This window comes from Streptomyces sp. NPDC051041 (assembly GCF_044456065.1).
In the GTDB taxonomy this organism is placed as follows: Bacteria; Actinomycetota; Actinomycetes; order Streptomycetales; family Streptomycetaceae; genus Streptomyces; species Streptomyces glaucus.
The window spans coordinates 310,360-334,211 of the sequence record NZ_JBITFM010000004.1 but is presented as its reverse complement, the minus strand read 5'-3'; the positions used below and the strand labels follow the sequence as shown (position 1 = coordinate 334,211).

Here is a 23,852-nt window from a genome sequence, read left to right as displayed (position 1 = left end):
TCCGGGGGCGCGGCCCGGAGTCAGGCGCCGCCGGCCCCCGGGCCCGGCCGCAGTCCCTCCGTCAGCAGGGACAGGTACCGGCGGATGCACCGGCCCTGCCCGTCCGCCAGTTCCGACGCCGTCGCCACGCCGTGGGCCAGGCGCAGGACCTCGATCGGCTCGACGTCCCGGCGCAGCGTCCCCTCCCGCTGCGCCGCGCCCACCAGCCGCGCCGCCGCGTCCTTCACCGAGTCGCCGCAGGCGGTGACCACGGCCGGGCCGCCGTCCGTGACGGCCGCTCCCACCAGTGCCTTCAGCCCCCGCACCTGGATCATCCCGACGCCGAGCTCGTGCAGCCACTCCGTCAGCGCCTCGCCCGGCGGCAGCTCGGCCGCGAGGGTGCCGGCCCGGGCCGCGATCGCCTCGATCCGGTCGAGGTACGCGGCCTCCAGCAGCGCCTGCCGCGTCGGGAAGTGCCGGTACAGCGTCCCCGACCCGACGCCCGCGCGCCTGGCGATGTCGTCCAGCGACGCGTTCTCCCCCTGCTCGGCGAAGGCCTCCGCCGCCGCCTTCAGCAACCGCTGGTAGTTGCGCCGGGCGTCCGCGCGCATGGGTCTGACCTGCGCCATCCCGCACTCCTCGCACACCGGGGATCCTCCGCGCAGCTTATCGGGGCGCGGCGCGCCGGCGGCCTGCCGCCGGCGTCCGCCCCCTGCCGCCGCCCCGCCCCGGCGAGCGCGCCGGGCCGGTGGAGGCGCCCGGGGACGAGGCCGGCGGCGGGGTGCCGAAGGCCGCGGCCGGGACCGGCGACGGCGACACGCCGCCGCCCCGCCTCAGCCCCCGTGCTGTGACCGCGCCTTGAACGCCGCTTTCCGGGCCTCCTTGGCGATCCGCTTGTCCGGGTGCAGCCGCCCCATCGCCTCCAGCACCTCCGCGGTGGCCGGGTGGTCGACCCGCCACGCCGCCGCGAAGAAACCGCTGTGCTGCTGGGCCAGCCCCCGCACCAGCGCGCTCAGCTCCTCGGAGTTGCCCTCGGCGGCGAGCTGCGCGGCCACCGTGTCGACGGTCAGCCAGAAGACCATCTCCTGCGACGGCGCGGGCACGTCGCGGGCCCCGTGCTCGGTCAGCCACACCCGGGCCAGCCCGCCCAGCTCGGGATCGTCGAGGACCTCCCGCAGCGCGGGCTCGGCCTCGGCGCCGACCAGCGACAGCGCCTGCTGGCAGCGCAGCCGCCGCAGCGGCGCACCGGGGTCCGAGCCGCGGGCGGCGGCCAGCAGCTCCCGGGCGGCGTCGAGGGGCCGGCGCCGGGCCAGCCACTGCTCGGTCTCGGCCTGCGCCGCCGCGGGCGGGAACGCCGCCGTCCCGTCGAGCAGCGCGTCGGCCCCCTTGTCGGCGAGGTCCCCGACCGCCGGCGCCTCGAACCCGGCCTCCAGCAGCCGTGCCCGCAGCCCGTACCGGCCGAGCGGCGTCAGCCGGACCATGCCGTAGCGGGAGACGTCGGTGTCGTCGGCCACGGCCGCCTCCTCCTCGGCGTCGCCCGCCCTGAGCGCCTCGTCCACCGGCTGGTACTGCACGAGTCCGGCCGGCTCCAGCAGCCGGAACTGGTCGTCCAGCCGCATCATCGCGTCGGACACCTGTTCCAGCACGTCGTTGGTGGGTTCCCGCATGTCGCCGGGCACGAGCACCGACGCGGCCAGCGCGGGCAGCGGCACCGGCGCGTCGCCGGGTCCGTCCTGGTCGACGGTCAGCAGGTACAGGTTGCCGAGCACCCCGTCGAGGAACTCCGCCTCCGCCTCCGGGTCCCACTGCAGCGCCGAGAAGTCGATCCTTCCGTCCTCGTCCACCGCGTCGGCCAGGCCGTCGAGGTCGGGCACGCTCGCGTCGGCGAGCACCGCCTCCAGGGCGTCGAGCCACACGCCGAGCACGTCCTGCGGCGAGCCGCCGGTGAGCAGCGCCAGGTCCTTGCCGGGCGCGACGGTGCCCTCCTCCTGGTCGACGATCTCCACGAGCCCGGTGTCCACGGCGATCCGCCAGGCCTCGCCGGCGTACGCCGTCGCGTCCCGGCCGCTCAGTCCCAGCACCTCGGCCGCCGCCGGCAGCTGCTCGTCGACGAGCCCGCCCCCGGCGTCGACACGGGTGTCCGGCCCGGCCCAGCGGGCGAGCCGGGCGGCCCGGGAGAGCAGCGGTGTGGACAGTGCGTCGCGGGCCAGCTCCGCTTCGGGTCGCAGCCGTACGGGCGGCAGGGTGGAGCTGTCTGACATCGGCTGGTTCTCCTAGCGCACGTCGCTTCGACTCAACCGCTCAGCCTAGACGGGTTCTCACCCGTGCCGCCCGGTTCATCCGCCCGTCAGGAGGCGTACATGGCCGAAACCTTGACAAGCGGCCCGGGCAGGCTGGAGATTGACGCGCGTAGAAATCGGCGGACACCTGTTCACCGGGCTGCACCTCCGCCCGCCCTGGCCCACCGGCTTCTACGGGTGTCGCGCCGCCCCGCCGGCCGCGGCCGTCGCTCCCGCTGTTCCCGCATCTCGTCCCGGCGCCCCGTCACGTCCCCGGAGGGATCCCGTTGCCGAGCAAGTCGTCCGCGCGCCTCGCCGCGCTCACCGTCGCCGCCGTCTGTTCCGCGGCGGTCGCCGCCCAGACCGTCGCCCTCCCCACGCCCGCGCACGCGGACTCCGTGCGCATCCACGACGTCCAGGGCGACACCCGGATATCGCCGTACGCCGGACAGAAGGTCACGGACGTGGCCGGAATCGTCACCGGCGTCCGCGCCTACGGCTCCTCCAAGGGCTTCTGGATGCAGGACCCCGACCCGGACGCCGACGCGGCCACCAGCGAGGGCGTCTTCGTCTTCACCAGCTCCGCCCCGAAGGTCGCCGTCGGCGACGCGGTCACCGTCTCCGGCACCGTCTCGGAGTACGTCCCGGGCGGCACCTCCTCCGGCAACCAGTCGCTGACCCAGATCACCCGCCCGACGGTCACCGTCGTCTCCGGCGGCAACCCGGTCCCGGCCGCGACGGTGATCGACGCCGCCTCCGTGCCGGACGCCTACGCGCCCGCCGGCGACCCGGCCGCGAACAACTCGGTCAACGCCCTGCCGCTGCGGCCCGCCGCGTACGCCCTGGACCGCTACGAGTCCCTGGAGGGCATGAACGTCCGGATCGCCGACGCCCGCGTGGTCGGCGCCACCGACCCGTACACCGAGCTGTGGGTGACGGTGAAGCCGCGGGAGAACCCCAGCCGCCGCGGCGGCACGGTCTACGGCTCGTACGGCTCCCAGAACACCGGCCGCCTCCAGATCCAGTCCCTCGGCGCCGCGGCCGACTTCCCCGACGCCAACGTCGGCGACACCCTCACCGGCACCACGGCGGGCCCGCTCGACTACAACCAGTACGGCGGCTACACCCTCGTGGCGAACGAGCTCGGCACCCTCAGGAGCGCCGGCCTGCAGCGCGAGACGACCCGCCGGCAGCGGAACGGCGAGCTGGCGGTCGCGACGTACAACGTCGAGAACCTCGACCCCTCCGACGACACCTTCGCCGCGCACGCCGACGCGATCGTGCACCACCTGCGGTCGCCCGACATCGTGTCCCTGGAGGAGATCCAGGACGACAACGGCGCCACCGACGACGGCACGGTCACCGCCGGCCGGACGGTGGCCCGGCTGATCGACGCGATCGCCGCGGCGGGCGGCCCCGTGTACGACTGGCGGTCCGTCGACCCGGTGGACGGCGCGGACGGCGGCGAGCCGGGCGGCAACATCCGCCAGGTGTTCCTGTTCAACCCCGAGCGGGTCTCCTTCACCGACCGCGCGGGCGGCGACGCGACGACGGCCGCCGGGGTGACGAGGGTGCGCGGCAAGGCGGCCCTGACGGTCTCCCCGGGCCGCGTCGACCCGGCGAACCCCGCCTGGGAGAACAGCCGCAAGCCGCTGGTGGGCGAGTTCGTCTTCCGCGGCCGCACGGTCTTCGTGATCGCCAACCACTTCAACTCCAAGGGCGGCGACCAGGGCCTGACCTCGGCCTACCAGCCGCCGGTCCGCAGCTCGGAGACCCAGCGCCACCAGCAGGCGACGGCGGTGCACGCCTTCGTCGAGGAGATCCTCGACGTCCAGAAGAACGCCGACGTCGTCGCGCTGGGCGACATCAACGACTTCGAGTTCTCCGGCACCACCCGGATCCTGGAGGGCGACGGCGAGCTGTGGTCGGCGATCAAGTCGCTGCCCCGCAGCGAGCGTTACTCCTACGTCTACCAGGGCAACAGCCAGGCCCTGGACCAGATCCTGGTCAGCCCGTCGATCCGCCGCGGCGCGTTCTCCTACGACAGCGTGCACATCAACGCGGAGTTCCACGACCAGATCAGCGACCACGACCCGCAGGTGCTGCGCTTCCGCCCGTAGGGCCCCCCGCGGGGCCGTCCGGACGCCCCGTCCGGACGGCCCCGCGGACGGAGCCGTCCGCGCCCCGGGTCAGTCGGGGAGGAGCCCGAGGACATGGTCGTACCGGCTGACCGAGCTGTTCCTCAGCCCCGGCCAGTTCTGCACGCGCTCCCACAGCGGGCCCGCCGAGCCGACGCCCTCCCCGGGGGCGGCCAGGGCCTCGGCGTGCGCCCGGGCGCTCTCCCACTCGGCGTAGTTGAGGACCCTGGTGCCGTCCGTGCCGAGGTGGAAGTGCGCGGAGAGGCCGCCGCGATGCTGGTGCGGTTCGCTCTCCAGCGCCGCGAACACGCCGTCGACCCAGGCGCGCTGCCGCGCGGCGTCCGCCCCCTCGAACTCGACCTCGACCACCACCACGCATCCGGGCGTGCGCCGGTCCCGGTCCTCCGCCACCCTGCTGCGGTACCGCCGGTACCGCCCGAGCCGCACCCGCTCGATCCCCGGCACGGCGGTGTCGATCTCGTCGTTCCGCTCCTGCCGGCGGGTCTTCGCGAAGGCCTCGTACGCGGCCTCGTCCGCCCACTGCGAGTAGTGCAGCAGGGTGTCGCCGTCGTGCCCGGCGTAGACGTGGTACCCCAGCAGGCCCTGCGTCGGCCACGGGCGCCGCTCCCAGGTCCGGGCGATCGCCTCGACGGCCTGCCGCTGCCGTTCGGGCGTGCCCACCCGCCAGGTGCTGAAGAAGGGCGCGCCGACGCCGGGCCGGGCGGGATCGGGGTGTGCGTCGGTACGGCGGGTCATGCCAACCTCCATGGTCCGGTGGCCGTTGTCCGCTCCCACTCTTCAACCTCGACCAAGATTCAGGTCAACTGGGCGATTGGGGAAGGGAATTCGGGAGACCCGCGTCCCATGGACGCGAAGGACGGCCCCGGCCGGTTGCCCGCACGGTCCTGGCGGGCGGTGGCGCGGCGCACGCTGAAGGAGCTCCTGGACGACGAACTGTCCGACCGCGCCGCCGCGTTGACGTACTACGGCGTCCTGTCGCTGTTCCCGGCCCTCCTCCTGCTCGTCTCCCTGCCGGGCGTGATCGGCCGGCGCGCCACGGACGGACTCCTCGACAACACCGAGGAGTTGACCCCCGGCCCCGCCCGGGACATCCTGCGCGACGCGGTGGTGCAGCTGAGCGACACCGGAGGCACCGGAGGCGTCCTGGCCGTCGCCGGCCTGCTCTTCGCCCTGTGGTCCGCGTCCGGCTACGTCGCCGCGTTCATCCGCGCGTCCAACGCGGTGTACGACCTTCCCGAGGGCCGCCCGGTGTGGAAGCTCACGCCGCTGCGCCTGGCGCTGACGGTCGTTCTGATGCTGATGCTGGCCGCCAGCGCCCTGATCGTGGTGTTCACCGGACCGCTGGCCGAGCGGGCGGGCACGGCGATCGGCCTCGGCGACGCGGCGCTCACGGCGTGGGGCGTCGCCAAGTGGCCGGTCCTGCTCCTCCTGGTCGTCCTGATGATCGGCCTGCTGTACTGGGCGGCCCCCAACGTCCGCGGCCGGGGCTTTCGCTGGATCTCCCCCGGCAGCGTCCTGGCCACCCTGATCTGGCTGGCGGCCTCCGCGGGCTTCGCCGTCTACGCCGCCCACTTCGACACGTACAACAAGACGTACGGCACCCTGGCCGGCGCCATCGTCTTCCTGGTGTGGCTCTGGCTGAGCAACCTGGCGATCCTGCTGGGCCTGGAGTTCGACGCGGAGCTGGCCCGCGAACGGGCGATCACCTGCGGCGGGCGGCCGGCGACGGAGGAGCCGTACGTGGAACCGCGGGACACCCGCAAGTGGCCCCCGAGGTTCCGCGCGGCGGGAGGCCACTGAACGCCCCCCGCCGGACGCGTCCCCGGCCCCCGGGGCACCGCGGGCGCGACGCGCGCCCCGCCGAAGCGGCACAGGCCGCCGCGGGCGCCCCGGCCCACCCGCCGAAGGCGCCCGCGGACATCCCGCCGCGCCGCCGAAGGCCCCGTCAGCGACGCCCCGGGTACCGCCGCCGCAGCACCTCCAGCGCCACCACGCCCCCCACGGCCCCCGCGGCCGCCCCGGCGAACAGCACCGATCCGGGATGCCGCAGCCCGGCTCCCTCGGCCCGCGCCGCCTTGTCCTGCACGGCGTGACCGGTCTGCGCCGCCTTGTCCTGCACGGCGTGGCCGGACTGCGCCGCCTTGCCCTGCACGGCGTGACCCGCCTGCGCCACGGTGCTGCGCAGCTGCACCGCCATCGCACCGGCCTTGTCCCTGAGATCGGCGGCCCGCGCCTGCGCCCGTCCCTTCACGTCCATCTTCCCCGCCAGCTCCTCCACGGTGTCCCCGAGCTGGCTGCGGGTCTGCTCGATCTGCTGCCGCAGCTCGTCGGGCCCCTTGGCCCCGCCGGCGGCCCCGTCCGGCCGCGCGCCGTCCCCGCTCCTCGCCTCGTCCGTCATCGGTGCGCCCTTTCCCTGATCTCCTCCATGTCGGCCCTGACGCTGCCCAGGGTCTTCTCCGGCGTCGGCGGCACGGCGCGCCGGAGCTGGGTGCGCCCGGTCACGGCCAGCGCTCCCGCCACCGCGAACAGCACCGCCGTCACGATGAGCGTCGCGGCCCACACGGGCAGCGCCAGGGAGAGCGCGGCGGCGGCCGTGCCGGCCAGGAAGAGCAGACCGGCGTAGGCGACGGCGCCCGCGACGCCCAGCAGCCCGCCGCCGCGCCCGGCGCGCCGCCCCTTCTCGGCCAGCTCCTCCTTCGCGAGGGTCATTTCCTGGCGCACGAGCCGGGAGAGCTGTTCGGTGGCCTGGGCGACGAGCTCGCCCACGGAGTGCCGCTCGTCGTGCACAGGCTTGTGTGCCATGGTCCCGGTCACGGTGTCCGCCTCCTCTCGGTCCGAAGCCTCCCGGGTACCCTTCCCGGCCCTCGCTACCCTCGCTCCCCGCCCCGCCCTTCGGCCGAACCAGTGCGCCGCGCCCGCCCCCTTCACGGGGACGGGCGCGGGCGGCCTGCCGGGGCCCCGCCGTGGTACGGCGGGACGAGCGGCCGCGTGACCGGAAGGCGTCAGCGCTCCGCGAAGACGGGCTCCCACTCCAGGCTGTCGAAGTCCTCGTCCGGCTCGCGCACTCCGCTGAGCGGCACGACCCTGTCGCTGCCGATCGTGACCAGCACCAGCCGGGGCCGGTACGACTCCGACCCGGGTGCCCGCTCCCAGGCGATCAGCCGCCGGTCGTCCGCCCAGGCCAGCAGGTGCGCCCCGCGCACCCTGGTGATCTCCTCGCCGGTACGCGGGTCCCGGATCGAGGACCAGGACCTGTCCTCGGCCTCGGCGGTCAGGCCCAGCGCGGCGAGCCGGCCGTCCGGGGACAGCCGCGCGCCGACGTCCGACCGCAGATGCCGCTCGTTCGCGGGCGCGGCGACCTCGTCGCCCGCGAGGTCGTAAAACTGCTGCAGCCCGTCACGGTCGCCGACGACCTGCGAGTACACCAGCCTGCCGTCTCGGGAGAAGGAGAAGTCCTGGCGGCTGTCGATGTCGCGGCGGTGCGCGACCGGGCTCCAGGAGCCCGCGCCGGAGGGCACGTCGAGGACGTAGAAGCCGGTCCGGCTCGACCGGTCCCCGAACCGCGGCAGCCACTGCTCCTCACCGGAGGGCGACCGCACCCGGTCGCGCAGATCGGGGTGCTCGTCGTACGTCGTGGCGACGAGCCTGCTCCCGTCGTGCGAGAAGGCGAGACCGCCCACGCCCCGGCCGGCCGGGATCCAGCGCTCGACCTCCCCCGTGGTGAGGTCGAGCAGTCCGATCCGCCGGGCGGGCAGCCGCCGCTCCAGGACGGCGGCCGTGCGCAGGCCGGGCGCGACGGCGACGAACGACCACCGGTCGTCCTTCTCGTACCGTCCGGTCCTCGGGTCGAGCAGCCGGTAGGTGCGGGTGAAGATCCCCTCCTTCTCCGACCGGGCGACGGTCCGCGCGGTGTAGTAGGCCGCCAGCGCGGCCCTCCCCGCGGCGATGAACCCACGCGGCGGCGACTGGTCCGGATGGCCGAGGATCCCGCCGCCGTCCAGCACGCCGGCGGGGCGCACGTCCTCCCTGCCCGGATCCAGCAGCGGCACCGCCACGGCGACGGCGACCACGGCGGCGGTGGCGGCGGCCGCGGCCGCGAGCCGGCGGGCCAGACGGCGCCGGCGGGCCGCCAGCACCCGGTCGGCGAGCCCGGGCGCCGCGGGCGGCTGCCGGTCGGCCTGGTCGCGCAGCGCGTCGCGTACGGCTTCCGCGACGTTCACGGGGTTCGCGGGATTCACGGGCGCACCTCCACGGGCGCGTAGTCACGGGACGGCTGCCGCTCGACGTCGGCCGGGCCCAGGGCGGCCAGTTCGGGCGCGAGGGCGCGCAGCCGGGCGAGGGAGCGGTGGGTGGTGGACCGTACGGTGCCGACGGAGCAGCCGAGCACGCGGGCCACGTCGGCCTCGGGCAGGTCCTCGAAGTAGCGCAGCACCAGCACGGTGCGCTGCCGCGCGGTCAGCCGGGCCAGCGCGCCGCGCATCACCAGGCGCAGCTCGGCCGCGGCCGCGGCGTCCGGGCCGGCGCCGGTGTCGGGCGGTTCGGCGACGCTCAGCTCGCGTCTCGGCCACTTCAGCCGCCAGCGGCTGACCTGCTGCCGGTACAGGACCTGCCGTACGTACGCCTCGGGCTCGTCGATGCGGTGCCAGCGGCCGGCCGCCTTCATCAGGGCGTTCTGCAACAGGTCCTCGCCCGCGTGCCGGTCGCCGCCGGCCAGCAGGACCGCCGTCCTCAGCAGCGCGGACGACCGGTTCGCCACGAACTCCCGGAAGCTCTCCTCCGCCTGGGCATCCATCGTCACCTTCTCTTCCCCGGGCGGGCCCCGTGCCCGGCCCCTGTGCTCCTTGAGACGCACCGGGCGGCCTCCCGCTATGTCAGCCCGTCGGGGCGTCGCGGCCGGGAACGCCGAACGGGCCGGGGCCCGTACCGCGTCGTGCGGTACGGGCCCCGGCCCGCGGTGTGCGGATCAGCTCCAGCGGTAGCCGTCGCCGAGGAGCAGCGTGTGCTCCAGCACGTCCTCCATCGGGTCGTCGACCTGGCCGACGTCGACGTTGACCAGGCCGACCCGGGGACCGTTGTTCGAGTGGTGGTTGGTCTCGTCGGCGTGCGCGGCCCCGGCCGCCATCCAGCACACCGCCACCGCGGCCCCCGCCCCGGTCAGCCCGCGCGCCACGCCCCGCATCCGCTCGTTCCTCATCTTCCCCAGCCCCTCGTCTCGTCGGTTCGGCGTATGACCGGACTTCCGTGTCCACCCGTTCATCCGCCGGATCCGCCGCGAGGTCACGCCGGCTCATCCTCACGGGCCCGCCCGAACCCGTGTGCGGACGTCAGTTGTGGCTGTGCAGGATCTCGTTCAGGCCGCCCCACACCGCGTTGTTCGGGCGGGCCTCGACCGCGCCGGTGACCGAGTTGCGGCGGAAGAGGATGTTGGAGGCGCCGGACAGCTCGCGGGCCTTGACGATCTGGCCGTCGGGCATGGTGACGCGGGTGCCGGCGGTGACGTACAGCCCGGCCTCGACCACGCACTCGTCGCCGAGGGCGATGCCGACGCCCGCCTCGGCGCCGATCAGGCAGCGCTCGCCGATGGAGATGATCACGTTGCCGCCGCCGGACAGCGTGCCCATCGTCGACGCGCCGCCGCCGATGTCCGAGCCGTCGCCCACCACGACGCCCGCGGAGATCCGGCCCTCGACCATCGACGTGCCGAGCGTGCCCGCGTTGAAGTTGACGAAGCCCTCGTGCATCACGGTGGTGCCCGCGGCGAGGTGGGCGCCGAGCCGGACCCGGTCGGCGTCGGCGATGCGGACGCCCTTGGGGACGACGTAGTCCGTCATCCGCGGGAACTTGTCGATCGAGGTCACCTGCAGGTGCAGGCCCTGGGCGCGGGCGTTCAGCCGCACCTTCTCGACGTCGTCGACGGCGACCGGGCCGAGCGAGGTCCAGGCGACGTTGGCGAGGAAGCCGAAGATGCCGTCGAGGTTCTGGCCGTGCGGCTTGACGAGCCGGTGCGACAGCAGGTGCAGGCGCAGGTAGACGTCGTGCGTGTCGACCGGCTTGTCGTCGAGGGAGGCGATGACCGTGCGGACCGCGACGACCTCGACGCCCCTGAGGGCGTCCGGGCCGATCGCCTTGGCGGCGCCCTCGCCGAGCAGTTCCACGGCCCGCTCGGCGGTCAGCCGCTCGGTGCCGGCCGGGCCGGGGTCCCGGTCGGTCGCCGTCACCAGTTCGGGCGCGGGGAACCAGGTGTCGAGAACGGTGCCGTCGGCGGCGATCGTGGCGAGGCCGGCGGCCACGGCGCCGGTGGTGCGGGGAGCAGTCGTGTCGGTCATGAGGGCAACCTAACCGCCCGGGGGCCGGCGAGGCGAACCGGCCCCGGCTCGTCTCACGTGCCGGGCGGCCGGTCCGGAACCCAGGTCACCGGGCTGCCGGACCGGGAGTGGGGGTTCCGCGGACCGGGGGCCGGCGCGTCCTCGCGGCGCCCCGGGCGCGCGGCCGTCGGGCGCCTCCCGCCGCGCGGCGGGGTCAGTGCGCTCCCCCCAGGTTCAGCACCACCACCCCGATGATGATCAGCGCGATGCCGGCGGCCTTGGCGAGGGTCATGCCCTCCCCCAGGAAGACGATCCCGATCGTGGCGATGGCCGCCGTGCCGACGCCGGACCAGATGGCGTAGGCCGTGCCGACGGAGACGGTCCGCAGCGTCTGCGCGAGCAGCGTGAAGGAGACGAGGTAGCCGGCGAGGGTCAGCAGCGAGGGCCACAGCCTGCGGAACCCGTCGCTGTACTTCATCGCGGTCGTGCCCGCGACCTCGGCGGCGATGGCTCCGGCGAGCAGCAGGTATCCCATGGGCGGGAGCGTACGCAACGGATGACGCCGGGAAAGCGCCGCGGCCACCCGGGCGGGGTGCGGGTACGGGAGACGGCGACGCCCCGGGGGGCGTCGCCGTCGGCTCCGTCCGGTGTCCGCCGGCCGGTGGGTCTCAGACGTTGAACCCGAGCGCCCGAAGCTGCTCGCGGCCGTCGTCCGTGATCTTGTCGGGGCCCCACGGCGGCATCCAGACCCAGTTGATGCGCAGCTCGTTGACGAGGCCGTCCGTGGCGGACCTGGCCTGGTCCTCGATGACGTCCGTCAGCGGGCAGGCCGCGGAGGTCAGGGTCATGTCGACGGTGGCGATGTTCGCCTCCTCGTCGATGTGGATGCCGTAGATCAGGCCGAGGTTGACGACGTCGATGCCCAGTTCGGGGTCGACGACGTCCATCAGGGCCTCGCGGAGTTCCTCCTCCGAGACCGGCTTCATCTCCACGGTGTCGCTCATGCCGTCTTCCTTTCGGCGTCGGCTCCGCCCAGGGCCTGGGCCGTCGCGTCCTTCCAGGCCATCCAGCTCAACAGGGCGCACTTGACCCGGGCCGGATACTTGGACACCCCGGCGAACGCGACCGCGTCCTCCAGCACGTCCTCCATGGCGTCGTCGGGCTCGATCCGGCCCTTGGACTGCATCAGCTCCAGGAAGGTCTCCTGGATCCTCTGCGCCTCGGCCAGCTCCTTGCCGACCAGCAGCTCGTTGAGCACCGAGGCGCTCGCCTGGCTGATGGAGCAGCCCTGACCCTCGTACGAGACGTCGGCGATGGTCGTGCCGTCGTACCTCACGCGCAGCGTGATCTCGTCTCCGCAGGTCGGGTTCACATGGTGCACCTCGGCGTCGCCGTCCCTGAGACCACGCCCGTGCGGGTTCTTGTAGTGGTCGAGGATGACGTCCTGGTACATCGAGTCCAGCTTCACGGTTTCAGCACGCCCTTCAGCCGAAGAAGTTCCGTACGTGCTCCAGCCCCGCGACCAGTGCGTCGATCTCGGCCGGCGTGGAGTACAGGTAGAACGACGCTCGCGTGGTCGCGGGAATTCCGTACCGCAGGCAGACGGGCCGTGCGCAGTGGTGGCCGACGCGGACCGCGATGCCCTGCTCGTCGAGGACCTGGCCCACGTCGTGCGGGTGGATGTCGCCGAGGGTGAAGGAGATGGCCGCCCCGCGGTCCTCGGCCGTGGTCGGGCCGATGATGCGCAGGTCGGGGACCTCCGACAGCCGCTTGACCGCGTACTCGGTGAGCGCGTGCTCGTGCGCGAGGATCTTGTCCATGCCGATCGAGTTCAGGTAGTCGATCGCCGCGCCGAGCCCGACCGCCTGCGCGATCGGCGGGGTGCCCGCCTCGAACTTGTGCGGGGCGGGGGCGTACGTCGACGAGTGCATCGACACCGTCTCGATCATCTCGCCGCCGCCCAGGAACGGAGGCAGGTCCTCCAGCAGTTCCTGGCGGCCCCACAGCACGCCGATGCCGGTCGGGCCGCACATCTTGTGGCCGGTGAAGGCCACGAAGTCGGCCTGCAGGGCCTGCACGTCCAGCGGCATGTGGGGGGCGGCCTGGGAGGCGTCGACGCACACCAGGGCGCCGACCTCCTGGGCGCGGCGCACGATCGCCTCGACCGGGTTGACCGTACCCAGGATGTTGGAGACCAGCACGAAGGAGACGATCTTCGTCTTCTCCGTGATGATCTCGTCGATGTCGGACAGGTCGAGCCGGCCGTCGTCGGTGAGACCGAACCACTTCAGCTTCGCGCCCGTGCGCTGCGCGAGCAGCTGCCACGGCACGATGTTGGAGTGGTGCTCCATCTCCGTGATGACGATCTCGGTCTCGGAGTCCACGCGGTAGGGCTCGTCGGCCCAGCCCAGCATGTTGGCCACGAGGTTCAGCGACTCCGAGGCGTTCTTGGTGAAGATCACCTCGTCGCGGCTGGGCGCGTTGATGAACTCGGCGACCTTGTCGCGCGCGCCCTCGTACAGTGCCGTGGCCTCCTCGGCGAGGACGTGCACGCCGCGGTGGACGTTGGCGTTGTGCTGCTCGTAGTACTCGTCGAGCACGTCGATGACCTGGCGCGGGGTCTGCGAGGTCGCGGCGTTGTCGAGGTAGACGAGCTTCCTCCCGTCGTGGAGCACTCGGTCCAGGATCGGGAAGTCCTTGCGGATCGCCTCGGTGTCGAGGAGGCCCGGCAGCTGTGTCACGCGGATGCGCCACCCTTCACGTATGCCTCGTAGCCTTCGTTCTCCAGCTTGTCCGCGAGCTCGGGACCGCCGGACTCGACGATGCGGCCGTTGGCGAACACGTGGACGTGGTCGGGCTTGATGTAGCGCAGGATGCGCGTGTAGTGGGTGATCAGCAGGGTGCCGACCTCACCGGTCTCGCGGACCCGGTTGACGCCCTCGGAGACGACGCGCAGGGCGTCGACGTCCAGGCCGGAGTCGGTCTCGTCGAGGATCGCGACCTTCGGCCTGAGCAGCTCCAGCTGGAGGATCTCGTGGCGCTTCTTCTCACCGCCGGAGAAGCCCTCGTTGACGTTGCGCTCGGCGAAGGACGGGTCCATGTTGAGGCGCTCCATGGCCTCCTTGACCTCCTTCACCCAGGTGCGCAGCTTGGGGGCCTCGCCGCGGATGGCGGTGGCGGAGGTGCGCAGGAAGTTGGAGACCGAGACGCCGGGGACCTCGACCGGGTACTGCATGGCGAGGAACAGGCCGGCGCGGGCGCGCTCGTCGACGGACATCTCGATGACGTCCTCGCCGTCGAGGGTGACGGTGCCGCCGGTGATCGTGTACTTGGGGTGACCCGCGAGGGAGTAGGCGAGGGTCGACTTGCCCGAGCCGTTGGGGCCCATGATGGCGTGCGTCTCGCCCTGCTTCACGGTGAGGTCGACGCCCTTGAGGATCTCCTTCGTGGCGTTGTCGGCCTCGACGGTGACGTGCAGGTCTCGGATTTCAAGCGTTGCCATGGGTGCCTCAGGACTCCTGGGTGAGGGAGACGAGCACGTCGTCCCCTTCGATCTTTACGGGGTATACGGGGACGGGGCGCGTCGCCGGGAGGGCGTCGGGCTTGCCGGAGCGGAGGTCGAAGCGCGAGCCGTGCAGCCAGCACTCGATGTGGCAGGCGTCGACCTCGCCCTCCGAGAGGGAGACGTTCGCGTGCGAGCAGATGTCGTGGATCGCGAACACCTCGCCCTCGGTCCGCACGATGGACACGGGCGTGCCGTCGAGTTCCACCCGTTTCGGGGTGTCCTCCTCCAGCTCGCCCAGTCCGCAGGCGCGTACGAAGGTCATGCGACCGACGCCTCCAGCTCCTCCTGGATCCTGGCGATCAGGCGCTCCTCGATGTCCGGGAGGCCGATCTGCTGGACCAGCTCGGCGAAGAAGCCGCGGACCACCAGGCGGCGGGCCTCGTGCTCCGGGATGCCGCGGGCCATCAGGTAGAAGAGCTGCTCGTCGTCGAAGCGGCCGGTGGCGGAGGCGTGGCCGGCGCCGACGATCTCGCCGGTCTCGATCTCCAGGTTGGGGACCGAGTCGACGCGCGCGCCGTCGGTGAGGACCAGGTTGCGGTTCATCTCGTAGGTGTCCGTGCCCTCGGCCGCGGCCTCGATGAGCACGTCGCCGATCCACACCGCGTGCGCGTTGTCGCCCTGCAGCGCGCCCTTGTAGACCACGTTCGACTTGCAGTGCGGGACGTTGTGGTCGACGAAGAGCCGGTGCTCCTGGTGCTGGCCCCGGTCGGTGAAGTACAGGCCGAACATCTCGACCTCGCCGCCGGGACCGGCGTAGTTCACGCGCGGGTGCAGCCGCACCAGGTCGCCGCCGAAGGTCACGACGACCGACTTGAAGGACGCGTCCCGGCCGACGAGGGCGTTGTGCTGGGCGGCGTGCACGGCCTTGTCGTCCCAGTCCTGGACGGAGACGACGGTCAGCTTGGCGCCGTCGCCCAGGAGGTAGTCGACGTTGGCGGCGAGCACCGCGTCACCGGTGTGGTCGATGACCACGACGGCCTCGGCGAAGGCGCCCAGCTCGATCACCTGGTGGCCGTAGGCGACCCCGCCCTGGCCGTGCACCGCGATGCGGATCGGCTCGGTGAGGACGGTCTCCTTCGGCACGGTCACGACCGAGGCCCGCTCGAAGGCGGAGTACGCCTGGGCGGCGACGCGGTCCACCGGGGTGCCCGCCCTGCCGAGCCGCGCGTCGTCGCGGCCGACGGTCTCGACGGTGACGCCCTCGGGGGCCTCGACGGTGACCTTCACGCCCTCGCCGGTGGCGACGGCGGTGCCGTCGTGCAGGCCGCGCAGCCGCTCCAGCGGGGTGAACCGCCACTCCTCCTCGCGGCCGTGCGGGACGGGGAAGTCCGCGACGTCGAAGGAGGGGGGCGCGCTCATGCGCGTGGCGACGGTGGAGTCCGCCTCGGCGGCGACCGCGATCGCACCGGCGGTCGTGGAGCCGACCGGTGGGGGTCCCCCCGCCGCAGCGAAGCCGGAGGTGGGGGAGTTCTGAGCCTCAGCCATGGCTGTCGTAGTGCTCGCTTTCCGTTACGTAAGGGGCTTGACGGGGACGGCGGGGCGGCTCCGGGGCCGCCCCTGGCCGGTGGTTAGCCGACCGCGCCCTCCATCTGCAGCTCGATCAGCCGGTTGAGCTCCAGCGCGTACTCCATGGGCAGCTCCTTGGCGATCGGCTCGACGAAGCCGCGCACGATCATCGCCATCGCCTCGTCCTCGCTCAGGCCCCGGCTCATCAGGTAGAAGAGCTGGTCCTCGGAGACCTTGGAGACGGTCGCCTCGTGGCCCATGGACACGTCGTCCTCGCGGACGTCCACGTAGGGGTAGGTGTCCGAGCGGGAGATCGTGTCGACGAGCAGCGCGTCGCAGAGCACGTTCGACTTCGAGCCCGGGGCGCCCTCGCCGATCTCGATCAGACCGCGGTAGGAGGTGCGGCCGCCGCCGCGCGCCACCGACTTGGAGACGATGTTGGACGACGTGTTCGGCGCCATGTGGACCATCTTGGCGCCCGCGTCCTGGTGCTGGCCCTCGCCCGCGAAGGCGATGGACAGGGTCTCGCCCTTGGCGTGCTCGCCCATCAGGTAGACGGCCGGGTACTTCATCGTCACCTTGGAGCCGATGTTGCCGTCGATCCACTCCATGGTCGCGCCCTCGTAGGCCACGGCGCGCTTGGTGACCAGGTTGTAGACGTTGTTCGACCAGTTCTGGATGGTCGTGTAGCGGCAGCGGGCGTTCTTCTTGACGATGATCTCGACGACCGCGGAGTGCAGCGAGTCCGACTTGTAGATCGGGGCCGTGCAGCCCTCGACGTAGTGCACGTAGGCGCCCTCGTCGACGATGATCAGGGTCCGCTCGAACTGGCCCATGTTCTCCGTGTTGATGCGGAAGTAGGCCTGGAGCGGGATCTCCACGTGCACGCCCGGCGGCACGTAGATGAAGGAACCGCCGGACCACACGGCGGTGTTCAGCGCGGCGAACTTGTTGTCGCCGGCCGGGATGACCGTGCCGAAGTACTCCTTGAAGAGCTCCGGGTGCTCCTTGAGCGCGGTGTCGGTGTCCAGGAAGATGACGCCCTGCTCCTCCAGGTCCTCGCGGATCTGGTGGTAGACGACCTCCGACTCGTACTGGGCGGCGACACCGGCCACGAGGCGCTTCTTCTCGGCCTCGGGGATGCCCAGCTTGTCGTAGGTGTTCTTGATGTCCTCGGGCAGGTCCTCCCAGGACTCCGCCTGCTTCTCCGTGGAGCGTACGAAGTACTTGATGTTGTCGAAGTCGATGCCCGACAGGTCCGAGCCCCAGTTCGGCATGGGCTTCTTCTCGAACAGGCGCAGGCCCTTGAGGCGGAGCTTGGTCATCCACTCCGGCTCGTCCTTCTTCGCGGAGATGTCCCGGACGACGTCCTCGTCCAGGCCGCGACGTGCCGACGCACCGGCCTCGTCCCGGTCGGCCCAGCCGTATTCGTACTTGCCCAGGCCCTCGAGCTCAGGGTGGGCAGTCTCCGTGGGGAGAGTCATGCGGGGTTCCTCCCGGCCGTGCTTGCGGATGCGTTGTGGCTGTAGTGACTGGTCTTGGAAGTCTTGGGCGCCTTCGGAATGAAGGTGGTGCAGACGCCGTCGCCGTGTGCGATGGTCGCCAGCCGCTGCACATGTGTACCGAGCAGCTCGGCGAAAAATTCCGTCTCGGCCTCGCACAGCTGCGGAAACTGCTCGGCGACGTGGGCGACCGGGCAGTGGTGCTGGCACAGCTGCTCGCCCGTGTGGGGCTGGGGAGCGCTGCGCGCGGTTGCAGCGTACCCGTCCGCGCTGAGCGCTTTGGCCAGGGCCTCGGTCCGCCGGTCCGGGGCGGCCGCTTCGACCGCCTTCCGGTAGGTCTCGGCCTGGGCGGCGATGCGGGCGCGGGCGAAGGCGGCGACGGCCTCGCCGCCGCCCTCGCGCTCGGCGATCCAGCGCAGCGCGTCGACGGCGAGCTTGTCGTACGACTGGTCGAAGGCGTCCCGTCCGCAGTCGGTCAGGGCGAACACCTTGGCCGGCCGGCCGCGCGTGCGCGTGCCGTAGACCCGGCGCTCGCGGGCCTCGACCACGCCGTCGGCGGCCAGGGCGTCGAGATGGCGGCGCACGGCCGCCTGGGTGAGTCCCAGCCGCTCGGCGAGTTCGGCGACGGTCGACGGGCCGTGGTCCAGGATGGACCGCGCGACCCGGTTGCGGGTGGGCCGCTCCCCGGTCGCGAGCTCCTCGTGGGGGATCCCCGTCGATGGCGCACCGTTTTTCACAACGCCATTGTTGCGTAATTCTTCGGGGCCGGGCAAGCCGCGTCCGGGCCCGCCGACGGTGCGCTGCGTCACTTAGGCATACCTAATCCGACCTGCGGAAACGATCTGGGATCGATCGAACCGGTGGCATGCCGGAGCCGCTTGCGGGACACTCGCGAACCATGCCCGCACCTCCTCCCACCGGCCCTCTCGTCACCCGGGGCACCCTCGCCGCGCAGCTGCGCGAACTGGGGGTCCGCTCCGGCGAGACCCTCCTCGTGCACTCCTCGCTCAGCTCCCTCGGCTGGGTCTGCGGCGGCGCCGTCGCGGTGGTCCAGGGCCTGCTGGACGTGCTCGCCCCGGACGGCACGCTGGTGGTCCCCACCCAGACCGGCGACCTGTCCGACCCGGCGCTGTGGCGCGACCCGCCGGTGCCCGAGCAGTGGTGGGAGACCGTCCGGGCCGCGATGCCCGCGTACGACCCGCTGATCACCCCCGCGCGCGGGGTCGGCGTGGTCCCGGAGACCGTGCGGACCTGGCCGGGCGCCCTGCGCAGCGCGCACCCGCAGACCTCGTTCGCGGCCGTCGGCCCGCGCGCGGCGGAGGTGGTCGAGGGGCACGCCCCCGACTGCCGGCTGGGTGAGCGCAGCCCGCTGGCGAAGCTGGAGGCGATGGGCGCGCGGGTGCTGCTGCTCGGCGCCGGGTACGGCGCCTGCACCAGCTTCCACCTCGCCGAGTACCGGATTCCGTCCCCGCTCGTCGAGGTCGGCCGCCCGGGGCCGTACGGCTGGGAGGTGGTGACCGAGGTGTCGATCACCTCCGAGCGGTTCGACGAGCTCGGGCACGACTTCGAGCGGGACCGGCCCGTGGTCCGGGGCAGGGTCGGGGCGGCCGACGCACGGCTGTTCCCGGTGGCGGACGCGGTGGCCTATGCCGAGAGGTGGCTGTCGGTGCACCGGCCGCGCACGGAGGAGTTCCTGTACCCGCCCGGCTGAACGCCCGCCCGCCCGCGTACCTAGACTCTGGACTCATGCGAAGTGAGCCCGCCCGTCCGTCTCCCGGCCACCACCCCGCGGGGAGAGGCTTCGCCTCGCACCCGCTCATCGAGGTCCGGGCCCTGGTGAAGCGGTACGGCACGAAGACCGCGGTGGACGGGCTCGACCTGGTGGCCCGGGCGGGAGTCACCGCCGTGCTCGGCCCCAACGGGGCGGGCAAGACGACCACGGTCGAGACCTGCGAGGGGTACCGGAAGCCGGACTCCGGCACGGTGCGCGTCCTGGGCCTCGACCCGGTGCGGGACTCGCGCGCGCTGCGGCCCCGCATCGGCGTGATGCTCCAGTCCGGCGGCGTCTACTCGGGCGCGCGGGCCGACGAGATGCTGCGCCACGTGGCGAAGCTGCACGCGCACCCGCTGGACGTGGACGCCCTGATCGAGCGGCTGGGCCTCGGCTCCTGCGGCCGGACGGCGTACCGCCGGCTCTCCGGCGGCCAGCAGCGGCGGCTCGCGCTGGCGATGGCCGTGGTGGGCCGCCCGGAGCTGGTGTTCCTCGACGAGCCGACCGCGGGCCTGGACCCGCAGGCCCGCCGCGCCACCTGGGACCTGGTCCGGGACCTGCGCGCCGACGGCGTCTCCGTGATCCTCACCACCCACCACATGGACGAGGCCGAGCAGCTCGCCGACGACGTGGCGATCATCGACGCGGGCCGGGTCATCGCCCAGGGCTCCCCGGAGGAGCTGTGCCGCGGCGGCGCCGAGAACACGCTGCGGTTCTCCGGCCGGCCCGGCCTGGACGTGGGCTCCCTGCTCAAGGCGCTGCCCGCGGACTGCTCGGCCGTGGAGCTGACGCCGGGCTCCTACCGGGTCACCGGCAAGATCGACCCGCAGCTGCTCGCGACGGTGACGTCGTGGTGCGCCCAGCACGGGGTGATGCCGGACCGGATCTCGGTGGAACGGCGCACCCTGGAGGACGTCTTTCTGGAACTGACCGGCAAGGAGCTGCGCTCGTGACCGCCACCGGTACGGGGACCCACGCGCCGAGGCCCGGCGCCGCGCCCCTCCCCCGCATGATCGCCGCCCAGGCCGCCCTGGAGACGCGGATGCTGCTGCGCAACGGCGAGCAGCTGCTGCTGACGGTGATCATCCCGACGCTGCTGCTCGTGCTGTTCAGCTCGGTGGACATCGTCGACACCGGCGCGGGCGAGGCCGTCGACTTCCTCGCCCCCGGCGTCCTCGCCCTCGCGGTGATGTCCACGGCGTTCACGGGGCAGGCCATCGCGACCGGGTTCGAACGGCGGTACGGGGTGCTGAAGCGGCTGGCGGCCTCGCCGCTGCCCCGCTGGGGCCTGATGACCGCGAAGACGCTGTCCGTGCTGGTCACCGAGGTGCTCCAGGTGGCGCTGCTGACGGTGATCGCCTTCGCGCTCGGCTGGTCGCCGCACGGCGGTCCCCTCCCCGTGCTCCTGCTGCTGCTCCTGGGCACGGCGGCCTTCTCCGGCCTCGGCCTGCTGATGGCGGGCACCCTGAAGGCGGAGGCGACGCTGGCCGCGGCCAACCTGGTCTTCCTGCTGCTGCTCGTCGGCGGCGGCGTGATCGTGCCGCTGGAGAAGTTCCCGGACGCCGCGCAGGGCGTGCTGGGCCTGCTGCCCGTCTCCGCGCTCTCCGACGGCCTGCGGGACGTGCTCCAGCACGGGGCGGGCATGCCGTGGGGCGACCTGGGGATCCTCGCCGTCTGGGCGGCCGCCGGGCTCGCGGCGGCGGGGAGGTTCTTCCGCTGGGAGTAGGCGGGACCCTCGTGAACGCGTGCACAAGCCGCCCCCTACGATGGAACGCGTGTCAAACGTGACCCGCGCCGACGCCGCGACCGCCGTGCGCAACCCGCTCGCCTTCGTCGCCGCCCGCTGGACCCCCGCCCCCCAAACGGTCCGGCGGGCCGCCCTGTCCGCGCTCGTGATGTCGGTGGTCATCGTGGTCACCGGCGGTGCCGTCCGGCTGACGGGCTCGGGCCTGGGCTGCCCGACCTGGCCCAAGTGCACCGCCGACTCGCTCACCGCGACCAGCGAGATGGGCGTCCACGGGGCCATCGAGTTCGGCAACCGGATGCTGACGTACGTGCTGTGTGCCGCCGTCGGCTGGGCGATCATCGCCGCCCGCTCGCAGAAGCCGTACCGGCGCGGCCTGACCCGGCTGGGCTGGGCGCAGTTCTGGATCGTGATGAGCAACGCGGTGCTCGGCGGCATCGTGGTCCTGGTCGGCCTGAACCCCTACACGGTCGCGGCCCACTTCGTGGCGACCTCGGCGCTCATCGCGGTCGCCACGGTGATGTGGCAGCGCACGCGGGAGGGCGACGCGCCGCCGCGTCCGCTGGTCGGCAAGGCGGTGCAGCAGCTGGTGTGGTTCATGGTCGCGGCCGCCGTGCTGCTGATCCTGGTCGGCACGGTGGTCACCGGCGCGGGCCCGCACGCGGGCGACTCCAGCGAGGTCGAGCGGATGCCGGTCGACTGGGAGACCGTGGCGAAGCTGCACGCCGTGCTGGCGTGGATCGTGGTGACGCTGACGTTCGCCCTCTGGTTCGCGCTGAAGGCGGTCGACGCCCCGAAGGGCCCGCTGAGCCGCACCCGCGAGCTGTTCCTGATCCTGCTCGCCCAGGGCGTCATCGGGTACGTGCAGTACTTCACGGACCTGCCCGAGATCCTGGTCGGCCTGCACATGTTCGGCTCGGCCCTGATGTGGATCTGGGTGCTGCGGGTGCTGTTGTCGCTGCGCGAGCGCCCGGAGGGCACGCCCGCGGTCCTGCCGGCCCGGGAGCCCGACAGCGCCGGTGTGCCGGTGGCCGGCCCCCGATAGCCGGAGCGGCGCCTTCCGGCCGGAGTCCTTCCGGCCGTCCCGGGAGACGGGTGCGTCCGTGCCGCCGCGGCCCCAGGGAGGGGGCCATGACCGACCGGCTGACGCGCATCAACCCCGAGCGGCGCCACGCGACGCCCGGCTACCGCCACGTCACTGTGGTGGAGGCGGGCCGCACGGCCCGCCTCGCGGGGCAGTGCCCCCTGGACGCCGACGGCGCCCTGCTCGGCGTGTCCCGGCTCGGGCTGCCGGGGCAGCTCGTCGAAGTGGACTTCACGGTGGCGCCGCCCGGCTGAGCGGCCCGGTCCGATCCAGCCCGTACACCCGCGTCGCGTTTCCCGACGCGATCATTCCCGCCACCCGCTGAGCGTCCCCCGGCGACCACGCCCCCTCGGCGACCCAGGTGCCGAGCACGCGCGCGAGGGACTCGCGGAACAGGCGGGCGCCCACCACGTGCAGTTCGGGCAGGCCCCGGGCGCCGCTGGAGAAGAGGATCTTGCCGAAGGGGGCCAGTTCCAGGATCTCCGCGAGGACGGTCGCGGCGCGGGCTCCGGTGCGGACCAGGGCGGCGCCCGAGTCGGCGTACACGTGCGGGAAGACGCCGGCGAGGTGGGCGGCGTGCCGGTGGTACGGGTAGCCGTGCAGCAGCACGAGGTCGGTGCCGAGACCGGCGGTGGCCCGTACGAAGTCCGTCAGCAGCACCGGGTCCGTGCGGTCGATGCGCAGGCCCGGCTCCCCCAGCCCGGCGTGCAGCTGCAGCGGCAGCCCCGAGGCGACCGCGCTCCACAGCAGGTGCCTGAGCAGCACCGGGTCGCTCAGCTCCCCGCCGACCTCCCGTCCGGCCAGCCACCGCCCGGCCGCGCCGCGCACCTCGCCGGGCCCCGGCGGCTCGGGGGCGAGGGCCAGCCCGTGCCGTACGCCCGCCACGGAGGTGAAGGCCACGGCGTGCGCGGCGGCGCCGTGCACCGCCTCGGCGAGGTTGGCGAGGAACGCCTCCACGGTCCCGGAGGTGTCGGCGACCTGCTCCGCCAGCAGTTCGAGGCGCACGATCTCGTGGGCCTCGGCGGCCCCGGCGGACGCCATCTCGGCGGGGCCGGTCAGATCGCCCGGCAGTCCGGTGTCGACCAGATAGGTCGTGATGCCGCTGCCCCGCAGCAGCCGGCGGCCCGCCTCCAGGACGCCCAGCTCCCGGCGCCGGGCCAGGTAGCGGGCGGGCGGGCAGTGCGGTTCCAGGCCGAGCAGCGGCGGGCACCAGCGGCGTACCGCGAAGCCGGTCTGCGTGTCGAACAGGGTGGTGCCCGGCGCGGGCGGTCCCTCGGTGCGGGCCAGCTGGGCCTCGAAGGTGCCCAGGCCCAGCTCCGTTCTCAGCACGCCGTGGCAGTACTGGTCCACGAGGGACGGCGTCTCGATCATCCGGGCTCCCCGTGACTGGACCGTGCGCTCCTCGGCCGGGCCGTCGCCGGGCCCGCGCTCCTACGGTCCTAACGGGTGAACCGGGTCTCAGGTGTTGCTCTTCCCGCCCACCTGGATCCCGGCCATGCGCGACCACTCGTACGGGCCCGTCCTGACCTTCGCCGCGAACTCGCCGTCGAACGCCTCGTGGGCGGTGATCCCCGCCTTCTCCACCGCCTTCCGGGCGATGGCGTACGTCGGCGCGACCAGGTCGCCCCAGCCGCCGTCCCCGCCGACGAGCACGATCCGGGCCCCGCGCTGCCCGAGGTAGGCCACCTGGCCCTCGGCCCCGCCGTGCGCCTTGGCGAAGGCGCCGATCCGCTTGGCGAGCCGGGCCGCCGTGCGCTCGGCCTTCGCGTCAACCTGCTGCGTGTCTGCCATGGCCAGGATGCTACCGACGGGTAGCCGGAACGGCGACGGGCGGGGGGGGGGGGCGGGGGGCCCCCCCCCCCCCCCCCGCCGGGGGGGGGGGGGGGGGCGGGGAAACGCGCGGGCCCCGAGCAAGAACCCCCCCAAGATGGATGTCCACGTGAAAACCCCCAGCAACC

26 protein-coding genes and 1 pseudogene are annotated in these 23,852 nt (G+C 73.3%); 7 read left to right on the top strand and 20 right to left on the bottom strand.

Annotated elements, in window-relative coordinates; all coding sequences use genetic code 11:
- Nucleotides 1-20: 20 nt before the first annotated feature.
- Together ACIBAI_RS10150 and ACIBAI_RS10145 are read right to left on the bottom strand one after the other, a co-directional pair.
- Nucleotides 21-608, bottom strand: a complete 588-nt coding sequence (locus tag ACIBAI_RS10150; RefSeq protein WP_399032717.1) for a TetR/AcrR family transcriptional regulator — start codon at nucleotides 606-608, stop codon at nucleotides 21-23.
- A gap of 204 nt (nucleotides 609-812) precedes the next feature.
- Nucleotides 813-2,240 (bottom strand): hypothetical protein, encoded by a 1,428-nt coding sequence (locus ACIBAI_RS10145; RefSeq protein ID WP_399032715.1) that lies wholly within the window; start codon nucleotides 2,238-2,240, stop codon nucleotides 813-815.
- A gap of 305 nt (nucleotides 2,241-2,545) precedes the next feature.
- Here ACIBAI_RS10145 and ACIBAI_RS10140 point away from each other — a divergent pair, with 305 nt between their 5' ends.
- A complete protein-coding gene (locus ACIBAI_RS10140) occupies nucleotides 2,546-4,378 on the top strand; it encodes an endonuclease/exonuclease/phosphatase family protein (RefSeq protein WP_399032713.1) in 1,833 nt (610 codons plus the stop codon).
- Between the two features lie 69 nt (nucleotides 4,379-4,447).
- Here the strand turns inward: ACIBAI_RS10140 and ACIBAI_RS10135 are convergent, their stop codons facing one another.
- A complete protein-coding gene (locus tag ACIBAI_RS10135) occupies nucleotides 4,448-5,152 on the bottom strand; it encodes an antibiotic biosynthesis monooxygenase (protein ID WP_399032711.1) in 705 nt (234 codons plus the stop codon).
- Nucleotides 5,153-5,260: 108 nt separating this feature from the next.
- On the opposite strand from ACIBAI_RS10135, the gene ACIBAI_RS10130 reads away from it, so the two are divergent.
- A complete protein-coding gene (locus ACIBAI_RS10130; protein ID WP_399032709.1) occupies nucleotides 5,261-6,217 on the top strand; it encodes a YihY/virulence factor BrkB family protein in 957 nt (318 codons plus the stop codon).
- Nucleotides 6,218-6,362: 145 nt separating this feature from the next.
- Here ACIBAI_RS10130 and ACIBAI_RS10125 read toward each other — a convergent pair whose 3' ends face one another.
- The 15 genes from ACIBAI_RS10125 to ACIBAI_RS10055 form a co-directional block, all read right to left on the bottom strand.
- On the bottom strand, nucleotides 6,363-6,815 hold the full coding sequence (locus ACIBAI_RS10125; protein WP_399032707.1) for a DUF3618 domain-containing protein: 453 nt from the start codon (nucleotides 6,813-6,815) through the stop codon (nucleotides 6,363-6,365).
- Nucleotides 6,812-7,231 carry a phage holin family protein gene (locus tag ACIBAI_RS10120; RefSeq protein ID WP_399032705.1) on the bottom strand — a complete coding sequence of 140 codons (420 nt, stop codon included), beginning with the start codon at nucleotides 7,229-7,231 and terminating at the stop codon, nucleotides 6,812-6,814. Before ACIBAI_RS10120 ends, ACIBAI_RS10125 begins: the two co-directional genes overlap by 4 nt.
- A 188-nt stretch (nucleotides 7,232-7,419) precedes the next feature.
- A complete protein-coding gene (locus ACIBAI_RS10115; protein WP_399032897.1) occupies nucleotides 7,420-8,637 on the bottom strand; it encodes a WD40 repeat domain-containing protein in 1,218 nt (405 codons plus the stop codon).
- A gap of 14 nt (nucleotides 8,638-8,651) precedes the next feature.
- Nucleotides 8,652-9,209 carry a SigE family RNA polymerase sigma factor gene (locus ACIBAI_RS10110; protein WP_399032703.1) on the bottom strand — a complete coding sequence of 186 codons (558 nt, stop codon included), beginning with the start codon at nucleotides 9,207-9,209 and terminating at the stop codon, nucleotides 8,652-8,654.
- A 171-nt stretch (nucleotides 9,210-9,380) separates the two neighbouring features.
- Complete coding sequence (locus ACIBAI_RS10105; protein ID WP_399032701.1) at nucleotides 9,381-9,611, bottom strand: hypothetical protein; 231 nt, start codon at nucleotides 9,609-9,611, stop codon at nucleotides 9,381-9,383.
- A gap of 130 nt (nucleotides 9,612-9,741) precedes the next feature.
- Entirely contained in the window at nucleotides 9,742-10,743 is a 1,002-nt protein-coding gene (dapD, locus tag ACIBAI_RS10100) for a 2,3,4,5-tetrahydropyridine-2,6-dicarboxylate N-succinyltransferase (RefSeq protein WP_399032699.1), read from the bottom strand.
- Nucleotides 10,744-10,936: 193 nt separating this feature from the next.
- Nucleotides 10,937-11,257, bottom strand: a complete 321-nt coding sequence (locus ACIBAI_RS10095) for a DMT family transporter (protein ID WP_399032697.1) — start codon at nucleotides 11,255-11,257, stop codon at nucleotides 10,937-10,939.
- Nucleotides 11,258-11,390: 133 nt separating this feature from the next.
- Entirely contained in the window at nucleotides 11,391-11,726 is a 336-nt protein-coding gene (locus tag ACIBAI_RS10090; protein ID WP_344600838.1) for a metal-sulfur cluster assembly factor, read from the bottom strand.
- The gene (gene sufU, locus ACIBAI_RS10085) at nucleotides 11,723-12,190 is read right to left on the bottom strand and encodes a Fe-S cluster assembly sulfur transfer protein SufU (protein WP_344600840.1); all 468 of its coding nucleotides are present in this window, start codon (nucleotides 12,188-12,190) and stop codon (nucleotides 11,723-11,725) included. Before sufU ends, ACIBAI_RS10090 begins: the two co-directional genes overlap by 4 nt.
- A 16-nt stretch (nucleotides 12,191-12,206) precedes the next feature.
- Complete coding sequence (locus tag ACIBAI_RS10080; protein WP_399032694.1) at nucleotides 12,207-13,463, bottom strand: cysteine desulfurase; 1,257 nt, start codon at nucleotides 13,461-13,463, stop codon at nucleotides 12,207-12,209.
- Nucleotides 13,460-14,224, bottom strand: a complete 765-nt coding sequence (gene sufC / locus ACIBAI_RS10075) for a Fe-S cluster assembly ATPase SufC (RefSeq protein WP_344600844.1) — start codon at nucleotides 14,222-14,224, stop codon at nucleotides 13,460-13,462. Before sufC ends, ACIBAI_RS10080 begins: the two co-directional genes overlap by 4 nt.
- Nucleotides 14,225-14,231: 7 nt before the next feature.
- Nucleotides 14,232-14,549, bottom strand: coding sequence for a non-heme iron oxygenase ferredoxin subunit (locus ACIBAI_RS10070; protein WP_344600846.1), 318 nt, complete (start codon nucleotides 14,547-14,549; stop codon nucleotides 14,232-14,234).
- The gene (gene sufD, locus ACIBAI_RS10065) at nucleotides 14,546-15,772 is read right to left on the bottom strand and encodes a Fe-S cluster assembly protein SufD (RefSeq protein WP_399032692.1); all 1,227 of its coding nucleotides are present in this window, start codon (nucleotides 15,770-15,772) and stop codon (nucleotides 14,546-14,548) included. Before sufD ends, ACIBAI_RS10070 begins: the two co-directional genes overlap by 4 nt.
- 83 nt (nucleotides 15,773-15,855) lie before the next feature.
- Nucleotides 15,856-17,277 (bottom strand): Fe-S cluster assembly protein SufB, encoded by a 1,422-nt coding sequence (gene sufB / locus ACIBAI_RS10060; RefSeq protein ID WP_344600850.1) that lies wholly within the window; start codon nucleotides 17,275-17,277, stop codon nucleotides 15,856-15,858.
- Nucleotides 17,274-18,032, bottom strand: a complete 759-nt coding sequence (locus tag ACIBAI_RS10055) for a helix-turn-helix transcriptional regulator (RefSeq protein ID WP_399032689.1) — start codon at nucleotides 18,030-18,032, stop codon at nucleotides 17,274-17,276. The genes sufB and ACIBAI_RS10055 overlap by 4 nt, the downstream gene beginning before the upstream one ends.
- A gap of 161 nt (nucleotides 18,033-18,193) precedes the next feature.
- Between ACIBAI_RS10055 and ACIBAI_RS10050 the strand changes: the two genes are divergently transcribed.
- The 5 genes and pseudogenes from ACIBAI_RS10050 to ACIBAI_RS10030 form a co-directional block, all read left to right on the top strand.
- Nucleotides 18,194-19,006 (top strand): aminoglycoside N(3)-acetyltransferase, encoded by an 813-nt coding sequence (locus ACIBAI_RS10050; RefSeq protein ID WP_399032687.1) that lies wholly within the window; start codon nucleotides 18,194-18,196, stop codon nucleotides 19,004-19,006.
- A 35-nt stretch (nucleotides 19,007-19,041) separates the two neighbouring features.
- Nucleotides 19,042-20,019, top strand: a complete 978-nt coding sequence (locus tag ACIBAI_RS10045) for an ABC transporter ATP-binding protein (RefSeq protein ID WP_399032685.1) — start codon at nucleotides 19,042-19,044, stop codon at nucleotides 20,017-20,019.
- 56 nt (nucleotides 20,020-20,075) lie between these two features.
- Nucleotides 20,076-20,792 (top strand): ABC transporter permease, encoded by a 717-nt coding sequence (locus ACIBAI_RS10040; protein WP_399032895.1) that lies wholly within the window; start codon nucleotides 20,076-20,078, stop codon nucleotides 20,790-20,792.
- Between the two features lie 40 nt (nucleotides 20,793-20,832).
- Nucleotides 20,833-21,855, top strand: a complete 1,023-nt coding sequence (locus tag ACIBAI_RS10035) for a heme A synthase (RefSeq protein WP_399032683.1) — start codon at nucleotides 20,833-20,835, stop codon at nucleotides 21,853-21,855.
- A gap of 86 nt (nucleotides 21,856-21,941) precedes the next feature.
- Nucleotides 21,942-22,094: pseudogene (locus ACIBAI_RS10030) on the top strand (RidA family protein); the annotation flags it as partial.
- A 31-nt stretch (nucleotides 22,095-22,125) separates the two neighbouring features.
- On the opposite strand, the gene ACIBAI_RS10025 reads toward ACIBAI_RS10030, so the two are convergent.
- Together ACIBAI_RS10025 and ACIBAI_RS10020 are read right to left on the bottom strand one after the other, a co-directional pair.
- Nucleotides 22,126-23,265 carry an amidohydrolase family protein gene (locus tag ACIBAI_RS10025; RefSeq protein WP_399032681.1) on the bottom strand — a complete coding sequence of 380 codons (1,140 nt, stop codon included), beginning with the start codon at nucleotides 23,263-23,265 and terminating at the stop codon, nucleotides 22,126-22,128.
- Nucleotides 23,266-23,352: 87 nt separating this feature from the next.
- On the bottom strand, nucleotides 23,353-23,685 hold the full coding sequence (locus ACIBAI_RS10020) for a hypothetical protein (RefSeq protein WP_399032679.1): 333 nt from the start codon (nucleotides 23,683-23,685) through the stop codon (nucleotides 23,353-23,355).
- Between the last annotated feature and the right edge of the window lie 167 nt (nucleotides 23,686-23,852).